At 67.2% G+C, this 22,775-nt stretch carries 17 protein-coding genes and 3 pseudogenes; 7 read left to right on the forward strand and 13 right to left on the reverse strand.

All coding sequences use genetic code 11. The features are described 5' to 3' along the window. Window positions 1-203: 203 nt before the first annotated feature. Both pgi and tal read right to left on the reverse strand, forming a co-directional pair. Window positions 204-1,799: a glucose-6-phosphate isomerase gene (pgi, locus tag AC27IQ_RS02770; RefSeq protein WP_487088053.1), complete on the reverse strand. Its 1,596-nt coding sequence runs from the start codon at window positions 1,797-1,799 to the stop codon at window positions 204-206. A 3-nt stretch (window positions 1,800-1,802) separates the two neighbouring features. Continuing rightward, window positions 1,803-2,750 carry a transaldolase gene (tal, locus tag AC27IQ_RS02775; protein WP_487088055.1) on the reverse strand — a complete coding sequence of 316 codons (948 nt, stop codon included), beginning with the start codon at window positions 2,748-2,750 and terminating at the stop codon, window positions 1,803-1,805. 169 nt (window positions 2,751-2,919) lie between these two features. On the opposite strand from tal, the gene zwf reads away from it, so the two are divergent. Continuing rightward, a complete protein-coding gene (gene zwf, locus AC27IQ_RS02780; protein ID WP_284410876.1) occupies window positions 2,920-4,386 on the forward strand; it encodes a glucose-6-phosphate dehydrogenase in 1,467 nt (488 codons plus the stop codon). Between the two features lie 174 nt (window positions 4,387-4,560). Continuing rightward, window positions 4,561-5,406: a MurR/RpiR family transcriptional regulator gene (locus tag AC27IQ_RS02785; RefSeq protein ID WP_272551228.1), complete on the forward strand. Its 846-nt coding sequence runs from the start codon at window positions 4,561-4,563 to the stop codon at window positions 5,404-5,406. An 85-nt stretch (window positions 5,407-5,491) separates the two neighbouring features. On the opposite strand, the pseudogene fabF reads toward AC27IQ_RS02785, so the two are convergent. Then, a pseudogene (fabF, locus tag AC27IQ_RS02790) lies at window positions 5,492-6,759 on the reverse strand (beta-ketoacyl-ACP synthase II). Here fabF and AC27IQ_RS02795 point away from each other — a divergent pair. The 3 genes from AC27IQ_RS02795 to AC27IQ_RS02805 all read left to right on the forward strand — a co-directional run bounded on the left by AC27IQ_RS02795 (window position 6,734) and on the right by AC27IQ_RS02805 (window position 8,092). Further along, complete coding sequence (locus AC27IQ_RS02795) at window positions 6,734-6,928, forward strand: hypothetical protein (RefSeq protein ID WP_487088074.1); 195 nt, start codon at window positions 6,734-6,736, stop codon at window positions 6,926-6,928. The pseudogene fabF and the gene AC27IQ_RS02795 overlap by 26 nt on opposite strands. Next, window positions 6,925-7,521, forward strand: coding sequence for a TetR/AcrR family transcriptional regulator (locus tag AC27IQ_RS02800; RefSeq protein WP_487088058.1), 597 nt, complete (start codon window positions 6,925-6,927; stop codon window positions 7,519-7,521). The genes AC27IQ_RS02795 and AC27IQ_RS02800 overlap by 4 nt, the downstream gene beginning before the upstream one ends. A 136-nt stretch (window positions 7,522-7,657) precedes the next feature. Then, window positions 7,658-8,092, forward strand: a complete 435-nt coding sequence (locus tag AC27IQ_RS02805) for a DoxX family protein (RefSeq protein ID WP_487088060.1) — start codon at window positions 7,658-7,660, stop codon at window positions 8,090-8,092. Window positions 8,093-8,209: 117 nt separating this feature from the next. On the opposite strand, the pseudogene AC27IQ_RS02810 reads toward AC27IQ_RS02805, so the two are convergent. The 9 genes and pseudogenes from AC27IQ_RS02810 to AC27IQ_RS02850 all read right to left on the reverse strand — a co-directional run bounded on the left by AC27IQ_RS02810 (window position 8,210) and on the right by AC27IQ_RS02850 (window position 19,444). Next, window positions 8,210-9,284 (reverse strand): annotated as a pseudogene (locus AC27IQ_RS02810) (ABC transporter ATP-binding protein). Then, window positions 9,281-10,258 (reverse strand): ABC transporter ATP-binding protein, encoded by a 978-nt coding sequence (locus AC27IQ_RS02815; RefSeq protein ID WP_272567463.1) that lies wholly within the window; start codon window positions 10,256-10,258, stop codon window positions 9,281-9,283. The pseudogene AC27IQ_RS02810 and the gene AC27IQ_RS02815 overlap by 4 nt, the downstream one beginning before the upstream one ends. Window positions 10,259-10,267: 9 nt before the next feature. After that, complete coding sequence (locus tag AC27IQ_RS02820; protein WP_284405054.1) at window positions 10,268-11,179, reverse strand: ABC transporter permease; 912 nt, start codon at window positions 11,177-11,179, stop codon at window positions 10,268-10,270. A 108-nt stretch (window positions 11,180-11,287) separates the two neighbouring features. Continuing rightward, the gene (locus tag AC27IQ_RS02825; protein WP_317352778.1) at window positions 11,288-12,859 is read right to left on the reverse strand and encodes an ABC transporter substrate-binding protein; all 1,572 of its coding nucleotides are present in this window, start codon (window positions 12,857-12,859) and stop codon (window positions 11,288-11,290) included. 53 nt (window positions 12,860-12,912) lie between these two features. Beyond that, window positions 12,913-14,133, reverse strand: a complete 1,221-nt coding sequence (locus AC27IQ_RS02830; RefSeq protein WP_487088063.1) for a M20 aminoacylase family protein — start codon at window positions 14,131-14,133, stop codon at window positions 12,913-12,915. Window positions 14,134-14,136: 3 nt separating this feature from the next. Further along, window positions 14,137-15,115, reverse strand: a pseudogene (locus tag AC27IQ_RS02835) (ABC transporter permease). 121 nt (window positions 15,116-15,236) lie between these two features. Further along, window positions 15,237-16,817: an ABC transporter substrate-binding protein gene (locus AC27IQ_RS02840; RefSeq protein WP_487088065.1), complete on the reverse strand. Its 1,581-nt coding sequence runs from the start codon at window positions 16,815-16,817 to the stop codon at window positions 15,237-15,239. A gap of 261 nt (window positions 16,818-17,078) precedes the next feature. Next, a complete protein-coding gene (locus AC27IQ_RS02845) occupies window positions 17,079-18,200 on the reverse strand; it encodes a porin (protein ID WP_487088067.1) in 1,122 nt (373 codons plus the stop codon). A gap of 209 nt (window positions 18,201-18,409) precedes the next feature. Then, window positions 18,410-19,444 (reverse strand): porin, encoded by a 1,035-nt coding sequence (locus AC27IQ_RS02850; RefSeq protein WP_284396449.1) that lies wholly within the window; start codon window positions 19,442-19,444, stop codon window positions 18,410-18,412. A gap of 305 nt (window positions 19,445-19,749) precedes the next feature. Between AC27IQ_RS02850 and coq7 the strand changes: the two genes are divergently transcribed. Further along, complete coding sequence (coq7, locus tag AC27IQ_RS02855) at window positions 19,750-20,367, forward strand: 2-polyprenyl-3-methyl-6-methoxy-1,4-benzoquinone monooxygenase (RefSeq protein WP_284429859.1); 618 nt, start codon at window positions 19,750-19,752, stop codon at window positions 20,365-20,367. Between the two features lie 48 nt (window positions 20,368-20,415). Here the strand turns inward: coq7 and AC27IQ_RS02860 are convergent, their stop codons facing one another. Then, window positions 20,416-20,865, reverse strand: a complete 450-nt coding sequence (locus AC27IQ_RS02860; protein ID WP_284396445.1) for an OsmC family protein — start codon at window positions 20,863-20,865, stop codon at window positions 20,416-20,418. 306 nt (window positions 20,866-21,171) lie between these two features. Here AC27IQ_RS02860 and ilvA point away from each other — a divergent pair, with 306 nt between their 5' ends. Continuing rightward, entirely contained in the window at window positions 21,172-22,737 is a 1,566-nt protein-coding gene (gene ilvA / locus AC27IQ_RS02865) for a threonine ammonia-lyase, biosynthetic (protein WP_487088070.1), read from the forward strand. Window positions 22,738-22,775: the final 38 nt, after the last annotated feature.

Genomic DNA, 22,775 nt, shown 5'->3' on the forward strand with positions numbered 1-22,775 from the left:
TCGATCGCCTATTCGTAAGCCATTTGTTGCAATCGGGCGACATCCCGGCGCGGCATTCCCGGCATGGTGCGCAACCGCCGGCCAGGCGCCTGCCCCGCCGTTCGCCCACGAAAAATCCCCGCCGGTCTTGCAACTTGCGGGGATAGGGGGAGGCGCGGTGGATGGCAGCGCCGGCAGCAACCGCGCAGCGCCGGCCGTTCAGGTCAACGCAGTTGGCGCAACAGGCCGGCGGTCGAAGCGTCCAGCCCGTCGGTGTCTCCCGAGGACAGGCGGGGCTCCAGCTCCCGGGCCAGCACCTTGCCCAGTTCCACCCCCCACTGGTCGAAGCTGTTGATGCCCCAGACCGCGCCACTCACGAACACGCGGTGCTCGTAGAGCGCGATGAGCGCGCCCAGCGATGCGGGTGCCAACTGGTCCAGCACCAGGAACGTGCTGGGGCGGTTGCCGGTGAAGTGCAGGTGCCCGGACTCCTGCGGCCGGCCCAGCATCAGCGCCTTGGCCTGGGCCAGGGCGTTGGCCACGAGGCGCGAATGGTGGTGCGGCAGGTCGCGCGCGCCCTTGCGCAGCGCGATGAACTCCACCGGAATCACGTCGGGCCCCTGGTGGACCATCTGGAAGAACGCGTGCTGGCCGTTGGTGCCGGGTTCTCCCCACACCACGGGCGAGGTCTGCACCGCCAGCGGCCGGCCTTCCCAGTCCACGCCCTTGCCGTTGCTCTCCATCTCCAGCTGCTGCAGGTAGGCCGGCAGCCGGCGAAGGCCGTGGCTGTAGGGCGCCACGCAGCGGCTGGCGAACCGGTGGAAGTTGCGGTACCACACGTCCAGCAGGCCGAGGCGCACCGGCAGGTTGCGCTCCAGCGGCGCGTGGCGAAAGTGCTCGTCCATCGCGTGGGCGCCGGCCAGCAGGTCGCGGAAATGCGCCGCGCCGATGGCGATGGCGATCGGCAGGCCGATGGCCGACCACAGCGAATAGCGCCCACCCACCCAGTCCCAGAAGCCGAGCGTGGTGTCGATGCCGAACTCCGCCGCGGCTTCGACGTTGGTCGTCAGCGCGACGAAATGGCGCGACACCGACACGCGCCCGGCCTGCCGCGGACTGCCGCCGTGCGACAGGAACCAGTCGCGCGCCGCATGGGCGTTGGACATGGTCTCGGCGGTGGTGAACGTCTTGGAGGCGATGAGGAACAGCGTGCTCTCGGGCCGCAGGGTGTGCAGCAGCGTGCCCAGTTCCTGCCCGTCGACGTTGGAGACGAAGTGCAGGCGCTTGTCGCTCTGGCGCAGGTCGTCCAGCGCCTTCACCACCATGGAAGGCCCGAGGTCCGACCCGCCGATGCCGATGTTCACGATGTCGGTGATGGCGGTGTCGGCACGCACGCGCTCGGCCAGCGCCAGCATCGCGTCGAGCGTGGTGTGCACGTCGCGCAGGCTGTTTGCTACGAAATCAGTAGCACCAAGGGCATGGTTTTCTAGGGCATCGGCCGGATTTCGCAACAGCCAGTGCATCACCGCGCGCTGCTCGGTGTGGTTGATCGCCTCGCCGGCGAACATGGCGTCGCGATAGGCCTCCAGACCGCATTCGCGCGCCAGCTGCATGAGCAGCGCCTCGGTCGGCCGGTCGATGCGGTTCTTGGACAGGTCGGCGAACAGGTGCGGCGCCTCCTGGCTGAAGTCCTCGAAGCGCAGCGGGTCGGTGGCGAACGCCTGGCGCACGTCGAAGGTGCGGCCGTTGTCGTCGTAGCGGGCCTGCAGCGCCGCCCAGGCGGTGGTGTGGTCGCAGCGGATGCGTTGGGGCATGGTCATGGGTCAGGCGGCCTGCATCATGTGTTCGAGCTTGGCCGCATCGGCCGCGAAGGCGCGGATGCCTTCGGCGAGCTTCTCGGTCGCCATGGCGTCGGCATTGAACGCGTAGCGGAAAGCGGGCTCGTCGTATTCGACGGCCGGCAGGTCCAGCGCGCGCGCGGCCTCGGGGTCAAGTGCCCGGGTCAGCGGCGCATCGCTGGCCGCCAGCTGCGCGAGCAGGTCGGGGGCGATGGTCAGCAGGTCGCAGCCGGCCAGCGCGGTGATCTGCCCCACGTTGCGAAAGCTCGCTCCCATGACCTCGGTGGCGATGCCGAAGTGCTTGTAGTACTGGTAGATCTGGCGCACCGACTGCACGCCAGGGTCATTGGCGCCGGCCATGGCCGCCTCGTCCCACTGGGCGCCGGCCTGCTTCTTGTACCAGTCGTAGATGCGGCCGACGAAGGGCGAGATCAATTGCACCTTGGCGCGGCCACAGGCCACGGCCTGCACGGGCGAGAACAGCAGCGTGAGGTTGGTGTGGATGCCGCGCTCTTCCAGGATGCGGGCGGCTTCGATGCCCTCCCAGGTGGCGGCGATCTTGATGAGCACGCGGGCGGTGTCCACGCCCTCGGCCTGGTACAGCTCGATGATGCGTTCGCCCCGCGTGACGGTGGCCATGGTGTCGAACGACAGGCGCGCATCCACTTCGGTGGAGACGCGGCCGGGAATGAGGGAGAGGATTTCGCAGCCGAACCGCACGATCAGCCGGTCCATGATTTCTTCCACCGGATGGCCCTTCCAGCGGATCACGGCCTCTTGCAGCAGGGGGGCGTAGTCGGGCTTTTGCACCGCCTTGAGGATCAGCGAGGGGTTGGTCGTCGCATCCTGCGGCTGGTAGGCGCTCAGTTGGCGGAAGTCGCCCGTGTCGGCCACCACGGTGGTGACCTGTTTGAGGGCGTCGAGTTGGTTCATGCAATGCTCCCGTGAGGTGGCGTGCGGGGGCGCTCGGGCGGGCCCCGTCGGCACGGCAACCGCAGAGTGTATTGCGCGGTAACCCGGGTTCCTGTCAGTCGCCGCCTCATCATGAAACTCGGTAACATGCCCGGCAGCTTAATTACCAATTTTCTGGGACGCGACAACGATGAGTTTCGATCTGGTTCTGTTCGGCGGCACGGGCGATCTGGCATGGCGCAAGCTGCTGCCGGCCCTTTTCCAGGCGTTCCGCCACGGCTCGCTGCCCGCGGGCGGCCGCATCATCGGCGTGGCGCGGGACGACCTGACCGACGCCGCCTACCGTGAACTGATCGCCAGCCGTTTCGCCGCTGTGGTGGACGACAAGCGCCCGAGCGCGGAGGAGTTCCAGCAGTTCGCGGCCTTGCTGCAGTACCAGCGCATGGACCTGTCCAAGCCCGAGGACTACGCCCGGCTGGCCGAGCGGCTGGGCGAGCGGCAGGCCGACACCGTGGTGATGTACCTGGCCACCGCCCCGGGCCTGTTCACCACCGCCTGCGAGCAGCTCGGCGCCGCCGGGCTGGCCACCCCGAACACGCGCGTGGTGCTGGAAAAGCCGCTGGGCCACGACCTCGAATCCAACCGCGCCATCAACGCGGCGGTGCGCACGGTGTTCAACGAGTGGCAGATCTTCCGCATCGACCACTACCTGGGCAAGCCGTCGGTGCAGAACCTGCTGGCGCTGCGCTTCGGCAATGCGCTCTTCGAGCCCCTGTGGCGCCGCGAGACCGTCGCCAGCATCGAGATCACCATGGCCGAGAAGCTGGGCGTGGAAAAGCGCGGCGCGTTCTACGACGGCACGGGCGCCCTGCGCGACATGGTGCAGAACCACGCGCTGCAGCTGCTGTGCGCGATCGGCATGGAGCCGCCCATCAACGCCCATGCCGATGCCATCCGCGACGAAAAGCTCAAGGTGCTGCGCTCGCTGGTCCCCTGGACGCCCGCCACCCTGGCACGCGACGTGGTGCGCGGCCAGTACACCGCCGGCAGCCTGAGCGGCGAGCGCGTGAAGGGCTACGCCGACGAGGACGGCGTGGCACCCGGCAGCCGCACCGAGACCTTCGTGGCCCTGCGCACCGAGATCGCCAACTGGCGCTGGGCCGGCGTGCCCTTCTACGTGCGCACCGGCAAGCGACTGGCCTCGCACGAGGCGCACATCGCCATCAACTTCCGGCCCACGCCCCACCCCATCTACCGCTCGCCGATGGGCGCGGCCAACCGACTGGTGATCCACCTGCAGCCGCGCGACGGCGTGGCGCTGCACCTGTTCGCGGCGGGCCAGGAAAAGCGCGGTACCCGCGTGTCGGAGGCGCAGGCGCTCGCCCCGGTGCACCTGGACCTCGACTTCGAGCAGCGCTTCGGCACCGAGCGCGTGGGCGCCTACGAACGCCTGCTGCTGGACGTGATCGGCGGGCGCCTGAACCTCTTCGTGCGGGCCGACGAGCAGGAAGCCGCCTGGCGGTGGGTGGAGCCCATCATGCAGGCCTGGCGCGACTCCGACGACGGCCCCCGGCCCTACTCCGCCGGCAGCTGGGGCCCCAGCGCCGCCAGCGCCATGGTGGCGCGCGACGGCCACACCTGGATGGAGGAGACTTGAGTCGCCCCCTTTGTCGCCTGCGGCGCCTTCCCCCGGAGGGGGACGACGCCCGTGGCCTGGCAAAGCCAGTTCCACGGCGTCTGCTGGCGTGGCCTGCTCCGCGGCCTTCTGACGGTCAAGGCCGCGTCGGTGGCTTGCAGCGCGCGCGCTGTCTGGCCATGAAGGCCCCCAGTCATGCTTGAACGAATCACCGCATCCCTGCCATCCCTGGCCCCGGCCGAGCAGCGCGTGGCCCAGCTCGTGCTGGACGACGCGCGGGCCTTTGCCCGGCTGCCGGTGCGCGAGCTGGCGGCCCGCGCCAGCGTGAGCAAACCCACCGTGGTACGGTTTTGCCGCAGCATGGGCTACGACGGCCTGGCCGACTTCAAGCTGAAGCTGGCCGGCAGCGTGAGCGAAGGGGTGCCCTTCATCCACCGCAGCGTCGACGCTGACGACAAGACCGGCGACGTGCTGGTGAAGGTGGTGGACAACGCCGCAGCCGCTTTCCTGCAATACCGCAACGCCGCCAGCACCGGTGCCATCGAACGCGCCGCCAAGGCCATCGCGGACACCTGGCAGACCGGCCGGCGCATCGAGTTCTACGGCGCCGGCAATTCGGGCATCGTCGCGCAGGACGCGCAGCACAAGTTCTTTCGGCTGGGCATCACCAGCATCAGCACGAGCGACGGCCACATGCAGGTCATGAGCGCCACCCTACTCGGTCCGGGCGACTGCGCGGTGATCGTCTCCAACTCAGGCCGCACGCGCGACCTGATGGACGCAGCCGACATCGCGCGCAAGAACGGCGCCACCACCATCGCCATCACCGCGAGCGGATCGCCCCTGGCCCTGGCCTGCCACATCCACCTGGCGGCCGACCACCCCGAGGGCTACGACCGCTACAGCCCGATGGTGTCGCGCCTGCTGCACCTGCTGGTGATCGACGTGCTCGCCACCTGCGTGGCCCTGCGCATCGGCGAACCCCTGCAGCCCCGCCTGCAGCAGATGAAGGACAACCTGCGGGCCAAGCGGTACACCTGATCCGGCCCGCCCGCCAGGAGGCGGAGGCTTTCAGGCCTCCAGCGCAATATCCACTAGGGCATTTAGCTATTATTTTTATAGCGTTTCAGGATATCCATCGGCGGAACACCAGCGAGGCGTTGACACCGCCGAAGCCGAAGCCGTTGACCAGCGCATGCTCCAGCGCCATCGGGCGCGCCCGGTGCGCCACGATGTCCAGCCCTTGGGCGAGGTCATCGGGCTGGTCCAGGTTCAGCGTGCCGGGCACGACCTGATCGCGCAGCGCCATCACGGTGAAGACCGATGCCACGGCGCCCGCCGCCCCCAGCAGATGCCCCGTCGCCCCCTTGGTGGAGGCAATGGCCACTGCGGCCCCTTCGCCGAACAGGCGGCGGATCGCCGCCAGCTCGCCCCGGTCGCCGACATAGGTGGACGTGGCATGGGCATTGAGGTGCTGCACCTGCGCCGGCTGCAGCCCGGCCTGCGCCAGCGCCGCCTGCATGCTGCGCAGGGCACCGTCGCCGTCTTCCGGGCCCGAGGTGATGTGGTGCGCGTCCGCAGAGGTGCCGTAGCCCACCACCTCGGCCAGCGGCACGGCCCCGCGCGCCAGCGCGTGCTCCAGCGCCTCCAGCACCAGAACACCGGCGCCCTCCCCCATCACGAAGCCGTCGCGCGCCGCATCGAACGGGCGCGATGCGGCGGCAGGGTGGTCCGCGAAGCCGGTGGACAGGGACTTGGCCGCGGCGAAACCGCCCAGGCTGACGCGGTCGATCGCGGCCTCGGTGCCGCCGCACACGGCCACGTCGGCTTCGCCGCAGCGGATCATGCGCACGCCGTCGCCGATGGCCTGGATGCTGGCGGCGCAGGCCGTCACGGGTGCGCCGATGGGCCCTTTCAGGCCATGCCGTATCGACACGTGCCCCGCCGCCAGATTGACCAGGAACGATGGCACGGTGAAGGGCGACAGGCGCTGCGGCCCCCGCGTGTCGGTGGTGCGCACGGCCTCGGCAATGGCGCCGAAGCCGCCGATGCCGGAGGCGATCACCGTGGCCGTGCGGTGGGCCGCGTGGGCATCCGCCGGCGCCCATCCGGCCTGCGCCAGGGCTTGCTGCGCCGCGCCGAGGGCGAAAGGGATGAAGCGGTCCATCTTGCGCGCATCCTTCGGGCCCACCACCGTGCCGGGGTCCCAGCCGCCCTCCGGGTCTTCCGTGGTCGTCGCACCACGCCGCCCACCTTGGCGGCCAGGCCCTCCACGGTGGATTCCGGCAGGCGCCGAAGGCCCGAAGCGCCCGACAGCAGCCGGCTCCAGGCCCGCTCCACGCCGCAGCCCAGCGGGGACACCAACCCCATGCCGGTGACGACCACGCGCCGCATCACGGCGCTCCGTTCGAAGGCAGGCAACTCGGGTTCATTCTTGGGATTCGCCATCATGGGCCTCGCTGGTATGTGCGCGGACGGCCGCGCATTTAAGATTACGGCCGTCATCATAAATGCATGGCCATTCTTTGCGTACGGTCGCAATCAAAAAGGAATTTCCCCATGAAAGTCTCCAAGGCCCAAACGGCAGAAAACCGGCAGGGCATCCTCGATGCCGCCGCGCGGCTGTACCGGGAGCGTGGCCTGTCGGGCGTGGGCGTCGCCGACATCACCCGCGATGCGGGGCTGACGCACGGCGGCCTGTACCGGCATTTCGCCTCCAAGGACGCGCTGGTGCGCGAGGCCTGCGCGCTGGCCTTCGACTGGTCGATCCCCGCGCTGGAGGGCAGCGAGGGTGACACCCCCCTGGCATCGCGGGTGGCGAGCTACCTGTCCCCGGCGCACCGCGATCGCCCTGGCGAGGGCTGTCCCGTGGCGGCGCTGGCGGTGGATGCGGCCCGGGCCGGGGGCGGCCTCTCCGAGGTGTTCGCCCAGGGCATCGAACGCAACATCGACCGCTTCGCCCGGGTGATCGAGGGCCTGGCGCCCGCCGACAGCGCCCCCAGCGCCCAGGGCCGGGCGCGCGCCATGGCCATGCTGGCCACCATGGTGGGCGGGCTCGTGCTGGCGCGGGCCACGGCGGACGGACGGCCCGCACTCTCGGACGAGATCCTCGCCACGCTGCGGGAACAGCTGGCCGCGCCATCCCCCGGCGCGTGACGAACGCCGCCCCTGCCGGGCAAGGGGCGCGGCCGCATGCACGGCCATCTCCCGGACGCAAAGTTGTGCGAAAACGCACTGACAGCCCGGGCGCGTCCCCGCATACTGCGATTTTTGACCTGGAGAGGAGAACCCCATGAACAACGCATCCCGCCACCCCGCCCCCGCCGCCGCATCGGACGATGCCGGCAAACTCGTCCTGCGTGTCGCCGTCGGCGTGCTCGTGCTGCTGCACGGCATCTTCAAGCTGCAGAACGGGGTGGGCTTCATCAGCGGCATGCTGGAGCGAGCCGGCCTGCCGGGCGCCCTGGGCTACCTGGTGTTCGTCGGCGAAATCCTGGCGCCGGTGCTGATGATCGTCGGCCTGGCCACCCGCGCGGGCGCCGCCATCGTGGTGGTCAACATGCTGGTGGCGTTCGGCCTCGTGCACATGGCCGACCTGTTCGCGCTCAACAAACAGGGCGGCTGGGCGCTGGAACTGCAGGGCCTGTACCTGTTCGGCGCGTTGAGCGTGGTGCTGCTGGGCGCCGGGCGCTACAGCGTGGGCGGCGTGAACGGCAAATTCAACTGAACGGGGGATGGGCGGTGGCGCCCACCGCCGCTCACCCGAATCCACCCGAGTCCCTTTTTTGCTATAGAAAATATAGCTAACAGGGCATTGCTTACTAGGGCATCGGCCCGATTTCGATCAAACCGCGGCGGGAACGGGCACCGCCACCAGCAGAATGCGCCCTTCCTCGATGCCGTGGCAGGCCACGCGGGCGCCGCCCTGGTTCAGCAACTGCGGGCGCTCGGTGCGGCACCGGTCGTTGGCGTGCGGGCAACGCGGGTTGAACGCGCAGCCGGGCGGCGGGTTCAGCGGATTGGGCACCTCCCCCTGCACCGGCGTGCGCGAGCGGCCGGTGTCGTGCATCTTGGGGATGGCGTCCAGCAGCATGCGCGTGTAGGGGTGGCGCGGCGTGGCGAAAAAGCTCGCGCTTGTCGGCCAGCTCCACCAGGCGCCCCAGGTACATCACGCCCACCTGGTCGCTCACATGGCGCACCACCGCGAGGTTGTGCGAGATGAACAGGTAGGTCAGGTGCCGCTCGCGCTGCAGGTCCTTCATGATGTTGAGCACCTGCGCCTGCACCGATACGTCGAGCGCCGACGTGGGCTCATCGCACACGAGGAATTCCGGCTCGGTGGCGAGCGCCCGCGCGATCGAGATGCGCTGGCGCTGGCCGCCCGAGAACTGGTGCGGGTACTTCACCATGTCCAGCGGCGACAGGCCCACCGACTGCAGCAGCTCGCCCACGCGGGCCTTCAGCTCGGCCTTGTCGGTGATGAGGCCGTGCTCGCGCAGCGGCTCGCCGATGATGTCCTCGACCAGCCAGCGCGGGTTGAGGCTGGCATACGGGTCCTGGAAGATCATCTGGATGCGGCGGCGCATGGCCTGGGCGTCCTTGCCCTTGAAGGCCGCGTGCGCGTCCTGCCCGTCGAAGGTGAGGCCGCCGCGCGTGGGCTCGTACAGGCCCACCAGCAGCCGCGCCACCGTGCTCTTGCCGCAGCCGGATTCGCCCACGAGCGCCAGCGTCTTGCCGCGCTCGATCTCGAAGCTCACGCCGTCGACGGCGTGCAGCAGCGTGCGCGGCTTGCGCTCCAGCACGCGGTTGAGCCAGGGGGCGGACACATCGAACGTCTTGGCCAGGTCGTGCGCCTGCACCAGGGGCTTGCCGGCGGCGGCGTTGGCGCTGGCCGAAGGGGTGGGAGTGTGGGCGCTCATGCGGCGGCTTTCTTGGGCAGGTCGTGCAGCCAGCAGGCGGCTTTCGTGGCGCCGGCCTGCAGCAGTTCGGGGCGCTCCACCTTGCAGCGGTCGAAGGTGTGGGGGCAGCGCGGATTGAAGGCGCAGCCCTGGGGAATGGCGTTCAGGCGGGGCATGGCGCCGTCGATCTGGTTCAGGCGTTCGCGCTCCTGCTCCATGTCGGGGATGGACGCCATCAGGCCGGCCGTGTAGGGGTGCGCCGGGTGGTTGATGACCTCGTGCACGGGGCCGATCTCGGCCACGCGGCCGGCATACAGCACCGCCACGCGGTCGCAGGTCTCGGCGATCACGCCCATGTCGTGGGTGATGAGCATCACGGCCGCGCCGCGCGATTTGCAGATGTTCTTGAGCAGCTGGATGATCTGCGCCTGGATCGACACGTCCAGCGCCGTGGTGGGCTCGTCCGCCACGATGAGTTGCGGCTCGGCCGCCAGCGCCAGGGCGATCACCACGCGCTGGCGCATGCCGCCCGAGAACTGGTGGGGGTAATGGTCCACGCGCTGCTCGGCGGCTGGGATGCCCGTGTCCTTGAGCAGGTCGATGGCGCGGCGGCGCGCCTCGGCGGCGTTCACCGGCAGGTGGGCCTGGATGGTCTCGACGAGCTGCTGGCCCACCGTGTACAGCGGGTTCAGCGAGGTCAGCGGGTCCTGGAAGATCGCGCCGATGCGCCGGCCGCGGATGTGCCGCATCTCGCGCGACGACAGGTTGTCGATGCGCTGGCCCTCCAGCACGATCTGGCCGGAGGCCACCCGCCCCGGCGGCTCCAGCAGGCCGATGATGGCCGCGCCCGTGAGCGACTTGCCGGCGCCCGACTCGCCCACCACCCCCAGGATTTCACCGGGCGCGATGGAAAAGGAGATGTCGTCCAGCGCGCGCAAGGTGCCGCGGCGGCTGGGGAATTCGACGACGAGGTTCTTGACTTCGAGAAGGCTCATTGGGTGCTTTCAGCGGAGGCGGGGGTTGAGCGCGTCGCGCAGCCAGTCGCCCAGCAGGTTCACCGACAGGGCGATCAACACCAGCATGGCGCCCGGAAACACCGTGATCCACCACTCGCCCGAGAACAGGTAGTCGTTGCCGATGCGGATCAGCGTGCCCAGCGAGGGCGAGGTGGGCGGCGCGCCCACGCCCAGGAACGACAAGGTCGCCTCGGTGATGATGGCCGTCGCCACCTGGATGGTGGCCAGCACCATCACCGGGCCCATCACGTTGGGCAGCACGTGCTTGCGCATGATGCGCAGCGAGTTGACGCCCGTCACGCGCGCGGCCTGGACATATTCCTTGTTGCGCTCCACCAGCGTGGAGCCGCGCACGGTGCGCGCATATTGCACCCAGCCGGTGAGCGAGATCGAGATGATCAGCACCCCGAACGCCAGCGACTCGTGGGCGTTGGGAAACACCGCGCGGCCCACGCCGGCGATCAGCAGCGCCACCAGGATGGCCGGGAACGACAGCATCACGTCGCACAGGCGCATGAGCACCGCATCCACCCAGCCGCCGCGAAAGCCCGCCAGCAGCCCGAGCGCCACGCCGACCACCACCGACAGCACCACCGAGGCGAAGCCCACGATGAGCGAGATGCGCGCGCCGTAGATCACCGCGGACAGGATGTCGCGGCCCTGGTCGTCGGTGCCCAGCAGGTACTTGGTGGATCCTTCAGGGCTCCAGGCCGGCGGCAGCCGCGCATCGCCCAGTTCGAGCGTGGTCAGATCGAACGGGTTGTGCGGCGCGACCCAGCCCGCGAAGAACGAGCAGAACACGCAGATGAGCGCGATCACCGCCGCGCCGATGGCCACGGGCGAGGTGCGAAAGCTGTGGCCGACATCGCTGTCGAACCATCGGAAGAGCGTTTTTTTCATCGTGTTTGGAAACCCCAGGAAACTCACTGCGGCGGCGCCGGCTGGCCACCGCCTCGGTCGGGCACCTTGCCGGCGCGCCCTGCTTGGTTGGCTACGCCGCTGCGGCACTCATTTGACGATGCTCATCCATTTGAAGGGCATGAAGTTGTCGGCCATCTGCACCAGCCTGACCTTCTTGCTCACGCCCCAGGCCAGCGCCTGCTGGTGCAGCGGCACGTGGCCGATGTCGGCGGCGTGGATCGCGAACGCCTCGCGGATCATGGCGTTGCGCTGGGTCTTGTCGGTTTCCGCCTGGATCCGCCGGGTGAGCTCGTCGACCTTGGGGTTGCAGTACGCGCCCAGGTTGAACTGGCCGGCGCCCTTGTCGTCCACGCACGTCATGAGGGCGTTCAGCGCGTTGTGCGCATCGTAGGTGGCGGGCGACCAGCCCAGCATGTAGAAGCTCGTGTCGCGGCGCAGCACCTTCGGGAAATAGGTGCCCTTGGTCTCGGCCTGCAGATTGATCTTGACGTTGATGCGCGCAAGATTGGCCGCCACCGCCTGGCACACGCGGCCGTCGTTCACGTAGCGGTCGTTGGGGCAGTTCATCGTCAGCTCGAAGCCGTTGGCGTAGCCCGCCTCGGCCATGAGCTTCTTGGCCGCATCCACGTCGTAGGGCAGCCGCTTCATGTCGGCCTGGAAGCCGTTGATGCCGGGGCCGACGAGCTGGGCGGACGGGTTGGCCGCGCCGCGCATGACGGTCTTGCGGATGCCCTCGATGTCGATGGCCTGGTAGAACGCCTGCCGCACCCGCTTGTCCTTGAAGGGGTTCTTGCCCTTCACGCTGGAATACAGCAGCTCGTCGCGCTTTTGGTCCATGCCCAGGAAGATGGTGCGCAGTTCGGGGCCCGTCACGGCGCGGGTGTTGGGGCTGGTGTTGACGCGCTCGATGTCCTGCACCGGCACGGGCTCCATCACGTCCACCTCGCCCGACAGCAGGGCCGCCACGCGAGTGGCGTCGTTGCCGATCGGCGTGTAGATGATCTCGCTGGCATTGCTCTCGATGGCGCCCCAGTAGCTGCCATTGCGCGTGAACACCGTGCGCACGTTGGGCTGGCGCTCGCGCACGCGGAACGGCCCGGTGCCATTGGCACGGAACGACGCGGCGTTCTCGATGCCCTTGCGGCGGTCCACCGGCGTCGTGGCCTGGTTGGTCTCGCACCACTTCTTGCTCATCATGTACACGAGCGTGAGCACGTCCGGCAGGATGGGATAGGGCGAGCGGGTCTCGATCTCGACCGTGTAGTCGTCGATCTTGCGCACTTCCTTGAAGTCGTTCGTGTAGCTCTTCATGTCCGAGCCCTCGACCTGCGTGCGGCCCAGCGAGAACAGCACGTCGTCCGCCGTGAACGGGGTGCCGTCGTGGAACTGCACGCCGCGCCGCAGTTCGAAGCGCCAGACCGTGGGCGAAGTCATCTTCCAGCTGGTGGCCAGCGCGGGCGCCAGGCTCAGGTCCTTGTTGCGCCCCACGAGCGGCTCGTAGACGTTGCCGGTCACGCTCAGCTGCAGCGATTCGTTGAGCGAGTGCGGGTCCATCGACAGGGCGTCGCCCTGGTTCGCCACGCGGATGGTCTGCGCCCCTGCGACGGACACCATGGCGACCATCGCCAGGGCCAACGCCGTTTTTGTCTGGAATTTCATGGGGACTCCTGAGGAAGAAAAGGGGGATGTGCGCACACGGGCCGATGCGGGCGTCAGGCGCTCGCCAGCGGCATGGCCTGCTCGACCAGGCTGGCATGCAGCGCGGCGCCCAGCGGCAGGATGTCGTCGTTGAAGTCGTAGCGGTTGTTGTGCAGCGCGCTGTTGCCCGGGCCCGTGCCCTGGCCGATGCGCAGGTAGGCGCCGGGCTTGTTCTGCAGCATGAAGGAGAAGTCTTCCGCGCCCATGCTGGGGTCAATGTCGCGCACCACGTTCTCGCCGCCCACCAGCGATTCGGCCACGTCGCCCGCGAACTGCGCATGGCTTTCGGTGTTGATGGTGGCCGGATAGATGCGTTCGTAGCGCACCGTGGCGGTGGCGCCGAAGCCGAGCGCAATGGCGCTGCACAGCTCCTGGATGCGCCGCTCCACCATGTCCTGCACCACCGGATCGAAACTGCGCACCGTGCCCACCAGCGTGGCCGTGCCAGGCAGCACGCTGAAGGCGCCCAGATCGCCCGCCTGGATCGCGCACAGGCTGATCACGGCGCTGTCGATGGGGCGCACGTTGCGCGAGACGATGCCCTGCACCGCGGTGATGATGTGCGCCGCCACCAGCACCACGTCCACCGTCTGGTAGGCATGGGCGCCGTGGCCGCCCCGGCCGGTGATCTCGATCGTCACGCGGTCGGCCGCGGCCATCATCGCGCCCGAGTTCAGGCCGATGGTGCCGGGCTTCATGGCGGGCCAGTTGTGCATGGCGTACACCGACTGCACGGGAAAGCGTTCGAACAGGCCGTCCTCCACCATCACCCGCGCGCCGGCAAAGCCTTCTTCGCCGGGCTGGAAGATCAGCACGGCGGTGCCGTCGAACTGGCGCGTGGCGGCCAGGTAGCGCGCCGCGCCGATCAGCATGGCGGTGTGCCCGTCGTGCCCGCATCCGTGCATGAGGCCGGACTTGCAGGACTTCCATGCGAAATCGTTCTGCTCGGTCATCGGCAGCGCGTCCATGTCGGCACGCAGGCCGATCATGCTGCGGCTGCCGCGGCCCTGCCCCCGGATGACGGCGACGATGCCCGTGCGCCCGATGCCGTCGTGGATCTCGTCCACGCCGCAGACCTTGAGGGCCTCTTTCACGCGGGCCCCGGTGTACACCTCCTCGAAGCCGAGTTCGGGGTGGGCGTGCAGGTCCCGCCGGAATGCGGTGAGTTCGGGGTGGTACTGCGCGATGTGCGCGAAGGCCCGGCCCCCGGCCTTGAAGCGAAGCGCCTGCGCCATGTCTCAGTGCCCTCCAGCCTTGCCCACGCGCAGGCGCGGATCGACGGCGAAATACAGCAGATCGACCACGAGGTTGATCACCACGAAGATCAGCGCGATCAGGCACAGGTAGGCCGCCATCACCGGAATGTCCGCGAAGGTGACCGCCTGGATGAACAGCAGGCCCATGCCCGGCCACTGGAACACCGTCTCGGTGATGATGGCGAAGGCGATGAGGCCGCCCAGCTGCAGGCCGGTGATGGTCATCACCGGCACCAGCGTGTTCTTGAGGGCATGGCCGAAGTGGATCGCCCGGTCGGACAGGCCGCGCGCGCGGGCGAACTTGATGTAGTCGGTGCGCAGCACCTCCAGCATCTCGGCGCGCACGAGCCGCATGATCAGCGTGAGCTGGAAGATCGCCAGCGTGATCGCCGGCAGCGTGATGTGGTGCCAGCCCTTGGGGGTCAGCAGCGCGGTGCTCCACCAGCCCAATTGCGTGACGGGCCCGCCCGAAGCTCGGGAACCAGCCCAGGTGCACGGCGAACACGAGGATCAGCAGGATCCCGATCAGGAAGGTGGGCAGCGACACGCCGAGCAGGGACAGCGTCATGAACAGCTGGCTCGCGAAGCTGCCGCGCCGCAGGGCGGCATACACGCCCATCGGCACGCCGATCAGCAGCGCGAGCACGGCGGCCACGAGGGCCAACTCCAGCGTGGCGGGAAAGCGCTCGGCGATCAGCCGCGACACCTTCGCGCCCTGGCGCAGGCTGAGGCCGAACTCGCCCTGCGCGGCGTTCACCAGAAAGTGCCAGAACTGCACGATGAAAGGTTTGTCCAGACCGAGCGCCGCGCGCAGCTCACGGATCTGCTCGGGCGTGGCATCCTGGCCGAGCAGGAAGGTGACGGGATCTCCGACGTACTGGAACAGCATGAAGGAGATGAAGGCCACCGCGATCATCACGATGACGGCCTGAATCAGGCGTCGCAGAATAAAGGCAAGCATCAGTGAACCGTGAGTGAATCGGGCATGCTAGCAGGGGGATGGGCCATCGCCGCGAATACCCCCCGGCCGGCAGTTGGGCAAGCGCCAGGCCGGGTTGGCAGCCTGGGCAGGATCGCGTGCATCAATTGATCTTGACCATGCGCATGTCCACGCGGTTGTCGGCCCGGTGGACCACGTCCACCGTCTTTTTCATGGCCCAGGGAATGACCTGGTCGTACAGCGGAATGTGCGAAACCGTGTCGTTGGACAGCTGCAGCGCCTCGGTCAGCATGCGCGAGCGCACCGGTGCATCCGTCTCCGCCTTGATGCGGTCCACGAGGTAGTCCATGCGCTCGTTGCTGTAGCGGCCCACGTTGTAGTTGCCGTCGCCGCCCGTGCCGACGGTGCGCACCAGCGACTGCAGGCTGTAGAGCGAGTCGAACGTCGGCACGCCCCAGCCGAGCATGTAGATGCTGGCCTCGCTGCGCTGGATCATCGGAAAGTACGTCACCTGCGGCAGCGTGCGCAGCTTGGCTTTCACGCCGATGCGCGCCCACATGGCCGTCACGGCCTGGCAGATGGCCTCGTCGTTGATGTAGCGGTTGTTGGGGCAGGCGAAGTCCACCTCGAAGCCGTCGGCGTAGCCGGCGTCCGCCATGAGCTTCTTCGCGGCCTCGACGTCATAGGGCATGCGCTTGCCTACCGCTTCGGTCCAGCCCGCGACCTGGGGCGCCACCAGCGTGCCGGTCGGTTTGCCCAGGCCGCGCATGATGCTGCGGGTGAGCGTGTTCACATCGACGGCCTGGTAGAGCGCACGGCGCACGCGCACGTCCTTGAACGGGTTCTTGCCCTTCACGCTGGAGCCCACCAGTTCCTCGCGGAACTGGTCCATGCCGAGAAAGATGGTGCGGTTCTCCACGCCATCGACCACCTTCAGGTCGGCGCCGGAGCGCAGCCGTGCCAGGTCCTGCGGGGAGGGATCGAGCACCATGTCCACCTCGCCGGAGAGCAGGGCCGCCACGCGCGTGGACGCGGATTTGATGGGCGTGTAGATGATCTCCGTCACGTTGCCTTCCATCGTGCCCCACCAGTTCGGGTTGCGCTTGAACACCATGCGCACGTCCGGCTGCCAGGACTCGAGGGTGTACGGCCCCGTGCCCATGGCATTGCGGTGCGCGAAGTTCTCGTCGGTGCCCTTGATGTCCTTGGGCTCCACGGACTTGTTCTTTTCGGCCCAGGCCTTGCTCATGATGCGCAGCTCGGTCAGCTGGCGCAGCAGCACGGGATTGGGCGACTTGAGGAAGATGTCGAACGTCTGGGCATCGACCTTCACGATCCGGTCGAAACCTTGTACGAACGGCGTGTAGTTGGAGGTCTTGGCCATGGCCCGGGAGAGCGAATACACCGCATCGTCGGCCGTGAACGCCGAGCCGTCATGGAACTTGACGCCCTGCCGCAGCGTGAAGCGCACCTGCGTGGGGCTCACCTCGCGCCACGCAGTCGCCAGCACGGGTTCGATCTCGAAGGTGCGGCTGTTGTAGTACGTCAGCGTTTCGTACACGTTCGCGTGCAGCCCGTTCTGCAGGGCATTGTTCTGCGAGTGGATGTCCCAGGTGGAGATTTCGCCTTGGCTGGCCCATTTGAACGTCTTGGAATGAGCCAGGGGCGACGCGAGGATCGCACAGGCGGCAGCGCCCGAAACAATGGCAGTGATGAGCTTCATGGAACCCTCTTGGATAAAGCGTGGAACATGCCGCTTCCTTTTTGAGGAATGCGGAAGGTCGCTGGAAGCCGGGGTCTGGCCGGCCCAGGATCTGGCATGAGCGGGAAACCCATGCAAGGAAGGTGCCAGTCCCCGCCCTGCGCGGATCGGCGCTGGCGGGCCACCCGGCCCTTCGTGTGCACTCCGTGCAGACAGCCTCTTTCGAAGAGACTGGTGCTCGCATCGATGAACGGCAGCGCCTGGGCGCGCAGCCAGTGCCCGTCAGAAGCGGTGACGCAGGCCGATCGTGTAGCCCGTGCGGCTCTTGGCGCCATTGACCTGGCCCGCCGCGTTGCTCAGGCTGATCTGGTCGCCCTTGAGCTTGGTGTGGTCGAGTTCGAGGTACGCGTCAGTGCGTTTGGAGAACGCGTAGTCGAAGGCCATCGTGAAGAAGTCCGCCTTGCCCTTGGCGGCCGCCGTGCTGCCCTTCTGCTCGGCACGGAAGTAGTGCGCACCGATGTTCAACTGGGGCGTGATCTGATAACCCGCACCGATCTTGTAGATGGTGCGCTTGTTGGCAGCCAGGAAGGCCGGCCCACCGAAGCCGCCGTTGATCGTGCCCTGCCACATGGCGCCCAGCACAGCCCGGTCGACCGCCGTGAGGCCGTCATCCACCTTGTTCTGGCCGTAGCCCGCATTGAAGTACCAATCGCCCAGGCGGTAGGAGCCACCGACGGTCCAGGCATCGACCTTCTTGCCCGAAGCGAACTCGTAGTTCTGGTACCCCAGGCCAGCAGCCAGGCCGCCCGCTGCATAGCGCAGGTAGCCCCCGGCCGTCTTGCCACCGGTGGGGCTCTTCTCATCAAACGAATACTGCAATGCGCCCCGCCATGGACCGACCTCGGCCATGTACTTGAGCATGTTGTCGGCCCGCGCGCCCAGTGCGAAGCCGATTTCCGGCTTGTACACGTCCATGTAGGGGGAGTAGGGATAGGAGGCGTAGGTGCTCGTGACCAGGTCGAACAGGATGTTGTATTGGCGGCCCATGGTCAGCCGTCCGAAGCCTCCCTGCACGCCCACCCAGGACTGCTGGAAATAGGGCGTCGCCGGGGTTCCCGTGTCTGCCCCGAATCGGTTCTCCAGATTGACCAGGGCCTTCAGACCACCGCCCAGGTCCTCGGTCACATTGATGCCCCAACGGCTTTGAGACATGCCGCCGCCCACCATCTGGTTCAGCGAGCCCCCGGGACTGCCGGCCGGGCCTTCGTTGTTCGTGTGGCGATATGCCATATCCACAATACCGTACAGCTGCACGCTACTGGTATTGGCCTGGGCGAAAAGCAATGGCGAGGCCACACCCAGCGCTGCAGCAGCGATGGTCTTTGTCACAAACGAAATACGCATGTGTTGTCTCTTTCTGCTTGGAATAAGGGAAATTCATTTTAGAAATCCCGGTTTTTGCAGAACAGAGCGTATGGCAGCATACCCACAGGCGTTTTCCCTAGTCTTTTGTTACATACGCGACACAGGGGACACCAATGCAAAAAGCCGCCGACCCGAAGGTCGGCGGCTTTTTTTCTTCTCAAGAACCGCTGACTTGCGTCAGCGCCCTATTAGAAGGAGTGGCGGATACCAACTTGGTAGCCGTTGACGTTCTCGCCAGGCAGAGCGGTAGCGCCGGTCAGGCCGTTGCTGGCCAGAACACGCGTTGCGCCGCCCTTGTTTTGCATGTGAGCGATCGTGCCGTACACAGCGGTGCGCTTGGACAGGTCATACACGTAGCCCAGAGCCAGCACGCGGGAATCGGCGCTGCTGTTCTTCAGGTCCAGGTTCGCGAACGAAGCCTTCACCGTGCCAGGACCGACAGGAGCGGTCAGGCCGATCAGGTACGTGCTGTACTTCGTTTGCACAGCAGCGTTGTTCTTTTCTTGGTGCCAGATGAAGATTGGCTTCACGACGCCCAGATCGTACGAACCAGCGATGGAGTACGTGGTCACGTCTTGAGGAGCCGTAGCACCGCGCAGCTTGTCAGCTGCCAGGGTCACGCTCAGAGGACCGTTTTCGTAGCCACCGGCCAGGCCGAGGTAGTTGCCAGCCTTGTCATAGGCAGCGTTGGAAGGCGTTTCGCCGAAAGCGTAGTGCACGGTACCGAAGAAGCCACCCAGGTTGCCAGGGGTGCGGTAGCTCACGCCGTTGCCGATACGGAAAGGTTGACCGCCGATGCCGAAGCCCAGGAAGTTACCCACGCCGACTTGGCCGAACGGATCGTACGAGCTGGGCTTGTCGTAGCCAGCCGTCAGTTCACGACCCAGACGAACTTCACCGAAGTTGCCCATCAGGCTGACCGTGGAACGGCGCTTGAATTCGAAGCCAGGACCCGTAGCGCCGCCGCCAGCACCGGTGCCGGTGTCGTTCTGGATAGCGCCTTCGAGCCAGAAACCAGCCTTCAGACCGCCACCGAGGTCTTCAACGCCGCGGAAACCCAGACGGCTGGTTGCATTGCCGCTGTTGTACACGCCGGTCACGGAATTGTCGGCGGAGATGCGGCCAACGCCTGCATCAACGATACCGAACATCGTGACGGAAGATTGAGCCATTGCAGCGCCGGAAGCAGCCAGCACAGCCAGGGCAATCAGGGATTTTTTCATTGCGAGTTACTCCAAGGTTAAACGAGGGCGCCGGTTCGGGGGGCTGAGATGCACAAGCGCAGTCCGCCGGATCCCCGGGCCAACCTCCTGGTGGGGAAGTTGTCCTTATTGCAACAGAGCCACGTCCGTTTCGCAAAGGAATTCCCTCACAATTGCACCGAAAGGCCCAAATCGTTGCTGTGTTGCAACAACCCTTGGGGCGTCACGGAACTGACTTATCGCGGCGCCCAGCGGGCAAAGGATGCTCGCATTTTTGTATCCATTCGAAAATTTTGTAGCGCTTTCGAACTTCACCCGATTTTTCCATGGATCCACTTCTGACGGCGGTCGATACCGCACTGCGCACCCTCTTCGCCAAGCCCCGGGCAGGGGAGCCCTCACCGGCACGCGCCCATTCTGAAGCCAACCTCTCGCCCGCGGAAAAACGCTTGGCAGGCGCGCTCATGCGGGTGAACCACGTGGGCGAAGTGTGTGCCCAGGCACTCTACACCGGCCAGGCCGCCGTGACGCGCGATGCGCACCTGCGCGCCCACCTGCTGGAGGCGGCGCGAGAGGAAACGGATCATCTCGCCTGGACCCGCGAGCGGCTCGACGCCCTGGGCGACCGGCCGAGCCTGCTCAATCCGCTCTGGTTCGCCGGGGCGTTCGCCATCGGATGGACTGCCGCCCAGGTCAGCGACCGGGTGAGCCTGGGGTTCGTGGTGGAAACCGAGCGGCAGGTGGCGCAGCACCTGCAAAGCCATCTGGAGCGCTTGCCGGCGCAGGACCTGGCGTCCCGCTCGGTCGTGGCACGCATGAAGAGCGACGAAGAGCGGCACGCGAGCGGCGCCCTGGCCGCGGGCGGCCAGGAGTTGCCGGCCCCGGTGCGCCTGCTGATGAAGGCCGCCGCCAAGTGCATGACCACGGTGGCGCACCGCATCTGAAGGAATGCCCTCGGTGCAGTGGCCGCCGTCAGCGCGCCGCCAGGCCGATCACCCCTCGACGATGTCGAAGCCCGTGGTGATCTCCGCCATCTTGCCCAGCATGATGCTGGCGGAACAGTATTTTTCGTGGCTCATGGCGATCGCACGTTCGACCGCCGCCGCAGGCAGCGCCTTGCCCGTCACGGTGAATTGCATGTGGATGCGGGTGAACACCTTGGGATCGACCGGCGCGCGTTCGGAGGTGAGCTTGACGCTGCAGCCGCGGACATCGTGCCGGCCGCGCTTGAGAATCAGCACGACGTCGTAGGCCGTGCACCCCCCCGTGCCGGCCAGGACTGTCTCCATGGGGCGCGGCGCCAGGTTCTGCCCCCCGTTGGCGGGGTTGGCAGCATCGGGCGCGCCGTCCATGGCCAGGACATGGCCGCTGCCGGTTTCGGCGATGAATCCCATACCGGACCGGGTGCCCGTGGCGCCCGTCCAGGTAACTGTGCATTCCATGTTGTTTTTCTCCATCAAAAAAAGCGAAAAACCGCGTTTCCATCCTGGGATGATCTATCAATTTTGCTGCAACGCAGCATGGTTTGGGCTACACTTCGCACCATGCGCTGCCCGAAAGGGTGGACAGCAAGCCCAAACGGCTTGTTCGCACCCATTGTCTCCTCCATCTCCTCAAAGGATGGATTCGGCCCCGGACTTCACAGTCCGGGGCCGTTTTTTTTGCCCTGCGCACGACGGCAGCAGCGTCGGGCCACCGCCTATGATGGCGGCCCTGCCCGCGACCGGCGCGGCAACGATCCGCACGACATGACCCAGCACCTCACGCCCCTGGACTACCTGAAGAAGATCCTCACGGCCCGCGTTTACGACGTGGCGGTCGAATCGGCCCTGGAACCCGCCAAGGCGCTGAGCCGCCGGCTCCACAACCAGGTACTGCTCAAGCGTGAGGACCAGCAGCCGGTGTTCAGCTTCAAGCTGCGGGGCGCCTACAACAAGATGGCGCACCTGTCGCCCGAGCAGTTGCAAAAGGGCGTGATCTGCGCCTCGGCTGGCAACCATGCCCAAGGCGTGGCGATGAGCGCGCACAAGCTGGGGACCCGCGCCGTCGTCGTCATGCCGACGACCACGCCCCAGCTCAAGGTGGATGCCGTCCGGACGCTGGGCGGCGAGGTCGTGCTGCACGGCGACAGCTATTCCGACGCCTATGAGCACGCGGCACAGCTGCAGGCGGCCCAGGGCCTGACCTTCGTACACCCCTTCGACGATCCCGACGTGATCGCCGGCCAAGGCACGATCGCCATGGAAATCCTGCGCCAGCTGCAGAGCCTGGGCAGCAACCGGCTCGATGCCGTGTTCGTCGCCATCGGCGGCGGCGGGCTGGTGAGCGGCGTGGCCAACTACATCAAGGCAGTGCGCCCCGAGATCCGCGTGATCGGAGTGCAGATGAACGATTCCGACGCCATGGCGCAATCCGTGGCGTCCGGCAGCCGGGTCACACTGGCCGACGTGGGCCTGTTCTCCGACGGCACGGCCGTCAAGCTGGTGGGCGAGGAGACCTTCCGCGTGGCCAAGGGCCTGGTGGACGAATTCATGACCGTGGACACCGACGCCGTGTGCGCCGCGATCAAGGACATCTTCGTGGACACGCGCAGCATCGTGGAGCCGGCCGGCGCCCTGGCCGTGGCCGCCATCAAGCAGTACGTGGATACGCACAAGACGCGGGGCGAGACCTACGCGGCCATCCTGTGCGGCGCCAACATGAATTTCGACCGCCTGCGCTTCGTGGCCGAGCGCGCCGAGGTGGGCGAGGAACGCGAAGCCCTGCTGGCGGTCACCATTCCGGAAGAGCGCGGCAGCTTCAAGCGGTTCTGCGAGGTGGTGGGGGAACTGCCCGGCGGCCCGCGCAACGTGACCGAGTTCAACTACCGCATCAGCGACGCCGCGCGCGCCCACGTGTTCGTGGGCCTGACCACGCACGGCAAGGGCGAGTCGGAAAAGATCGCCCGCAACTTCCAGCGCCACGGGTTCGAGGCGCTCGACCTCACGCATGACGAACTGGCCAAGGAGCACCTGCGCCACCTGGTGGGCGGCCGCTCGGCGCTCGCGCAGGAGGAGCGGCTGCTGCGCTTCGTCTTCCCTGAGCGGCCGGGGGCGCTGTTCAAGTTCCTGAGCCTGATGCAGCCGAGCTGGAACATCAGCCTGTTCCACTACCGCAACCAGGGCGCCGCCTACGGGCGCATTCTGGTGGGCATGCAGGTGCCGCCGGGCGATGCGGCGGCGTTCGACGCTTTCCTGGCCACACTGGGCTACCCGTACGTGGAAGAAACGCTGAACCCGGCTTACCAGTTGTTCCTGCAGGCCGGGCGCGCCTAGCCCGAAGGCTTGGCACCAAAAACGGCCTCCAGCGCAAT

Source organism: Acidovorax sp. KPB24-07, from assembly GCF_057543315.1.

What these genes read in the sequence shown, in the direction of transcription:
- pgi (WP_487088053.1), bottom strand. Translation starts at nt 1,799, where the DNA reads ATGACCATGCCCCAACGCATCCGCTGCGACCACACCACCGCCTGGGCG.
- tal (WP_487088055.1), bottom strand. Translation starts at nt 2,750, where the DNA reads ATGAACCAACTCGACGCCCTCAAACAGGTCACCACCGTGGTGGCCGAC.
- zwf (WP_284410876.1), top strand. Translation starts at nt 2,920, where the DNA reads ATGAGTTTCGATCTGGTTCTGTTCGGCGGCACGGGCGATCTGGCATGG.
- AC27IQ_RS02785 (WP_272551228.1), top strand. Translation starts at nt 4,561, where the DNA reads ATGCTTGAACGAATCACCGCATCCCTGCCATCCCTGGCCCCGGCCGAG.
- AC27IQ_RS02795 (WP_487088074.1), top strand. Translation starts at nt 6,734, where the DNA reads ATGCCGGTGACGACCACGCGCCGCATCACGGCGCTCCGTTCGAAGGCA.
- AC27IQ_RS02800 (WP_487088058.1), top strand. Translation starts at nt 6,925, where the DNA reads ATGAAAGTCTCCAAGGCCCAAACGGCAGAAAACCGGCAGGGCATCCTC.
- AC27IQ_RS02805 (WP_487088060.1), top strand. Translation starts at nt 7,658, where the DNA reads ATGAACAACGCATCCCGCCACCCCGCCCCCGCCGCCGCATCGGACGAT.
- AC27IQ_RS02815 (WP_272567463.1), bottom strand. Translation starts at nt 10,258, where the DNA reads ATGAGCCTTCTCGAAGTCAAGAACCTCGTCGTCGAATTCCCCAGCCGC.
- AC27IQ_RS02820 (WP_284405054.1), bottom strand. Translation starts at nt 11,179, where the DNA reads ATGAAAAAAACGCTCTTCCGATGGTTCGACAGCGATGTCGGCCACAGC.
- AC27IQ_RS02825 (WP_317352778.1), bottom strand. Translation starts at nt 12,859, where the DNA reads ATGAAATTCCAGACAAAAACGGCGTTGGCCCTGGCGATGGTCGCCATG.
- AC27IQ_RS02830 (WP_487088063.1), bottom strand. Translation starts at nt 14,133, where the DNA reads ATGGCGCAGGCGCTTCGCTTCAAGGCCGGGGGCCGGGCCTTCGCGCAC.
- AC27IQ_RS02840 (WP_487088065.1), bottom strand. Translation starts at nt 16,817, where the DNA reads ATGAAGCTCATCACTGCCATTGTTTCGGGCGCTGCCGCCTGTGCGATC.
- AC27IQ_RS02845 (WP_487088067.1), bottom strand. Translation starts at nt 18,200, where the DNA reads ATGCGTATTTCGTTTGTGACAAAGACCATCGCTGCTGCAGCGCTGGGT.
- AC27IQ_RS02850 (WP_284396449.1), bottom strand. Translation starts at nt 19,444, where the DNA reads ATGAAAAAATCCCTGATTGCCCTGGCTGTGCTGGCTGCTTCCGGCGCT.
- coq7 (WP_284429859.1), top strand. Translation starts at nt 19,750, where the DNA reads ATGGATCCACTTCTGACGGCGGTCGATACCGCACTGCGCACCCTCTTC.
- AC27IQ_RS02860 (WP_284396445.1), bottom strand. Translation starts at nt 20,865, where the DNA reads ATGGAATGCACAGTTACCTGGACGGGCGCCACGGGCACCCGGTCCGGT.
- ilvA (WP_487088070.1), top strand. Translation starts at nt 21,172, where the DNA reads ATGACCCAGCACCTCACGCCCCTGGACTACCTGAAGAAGATCCTCACG.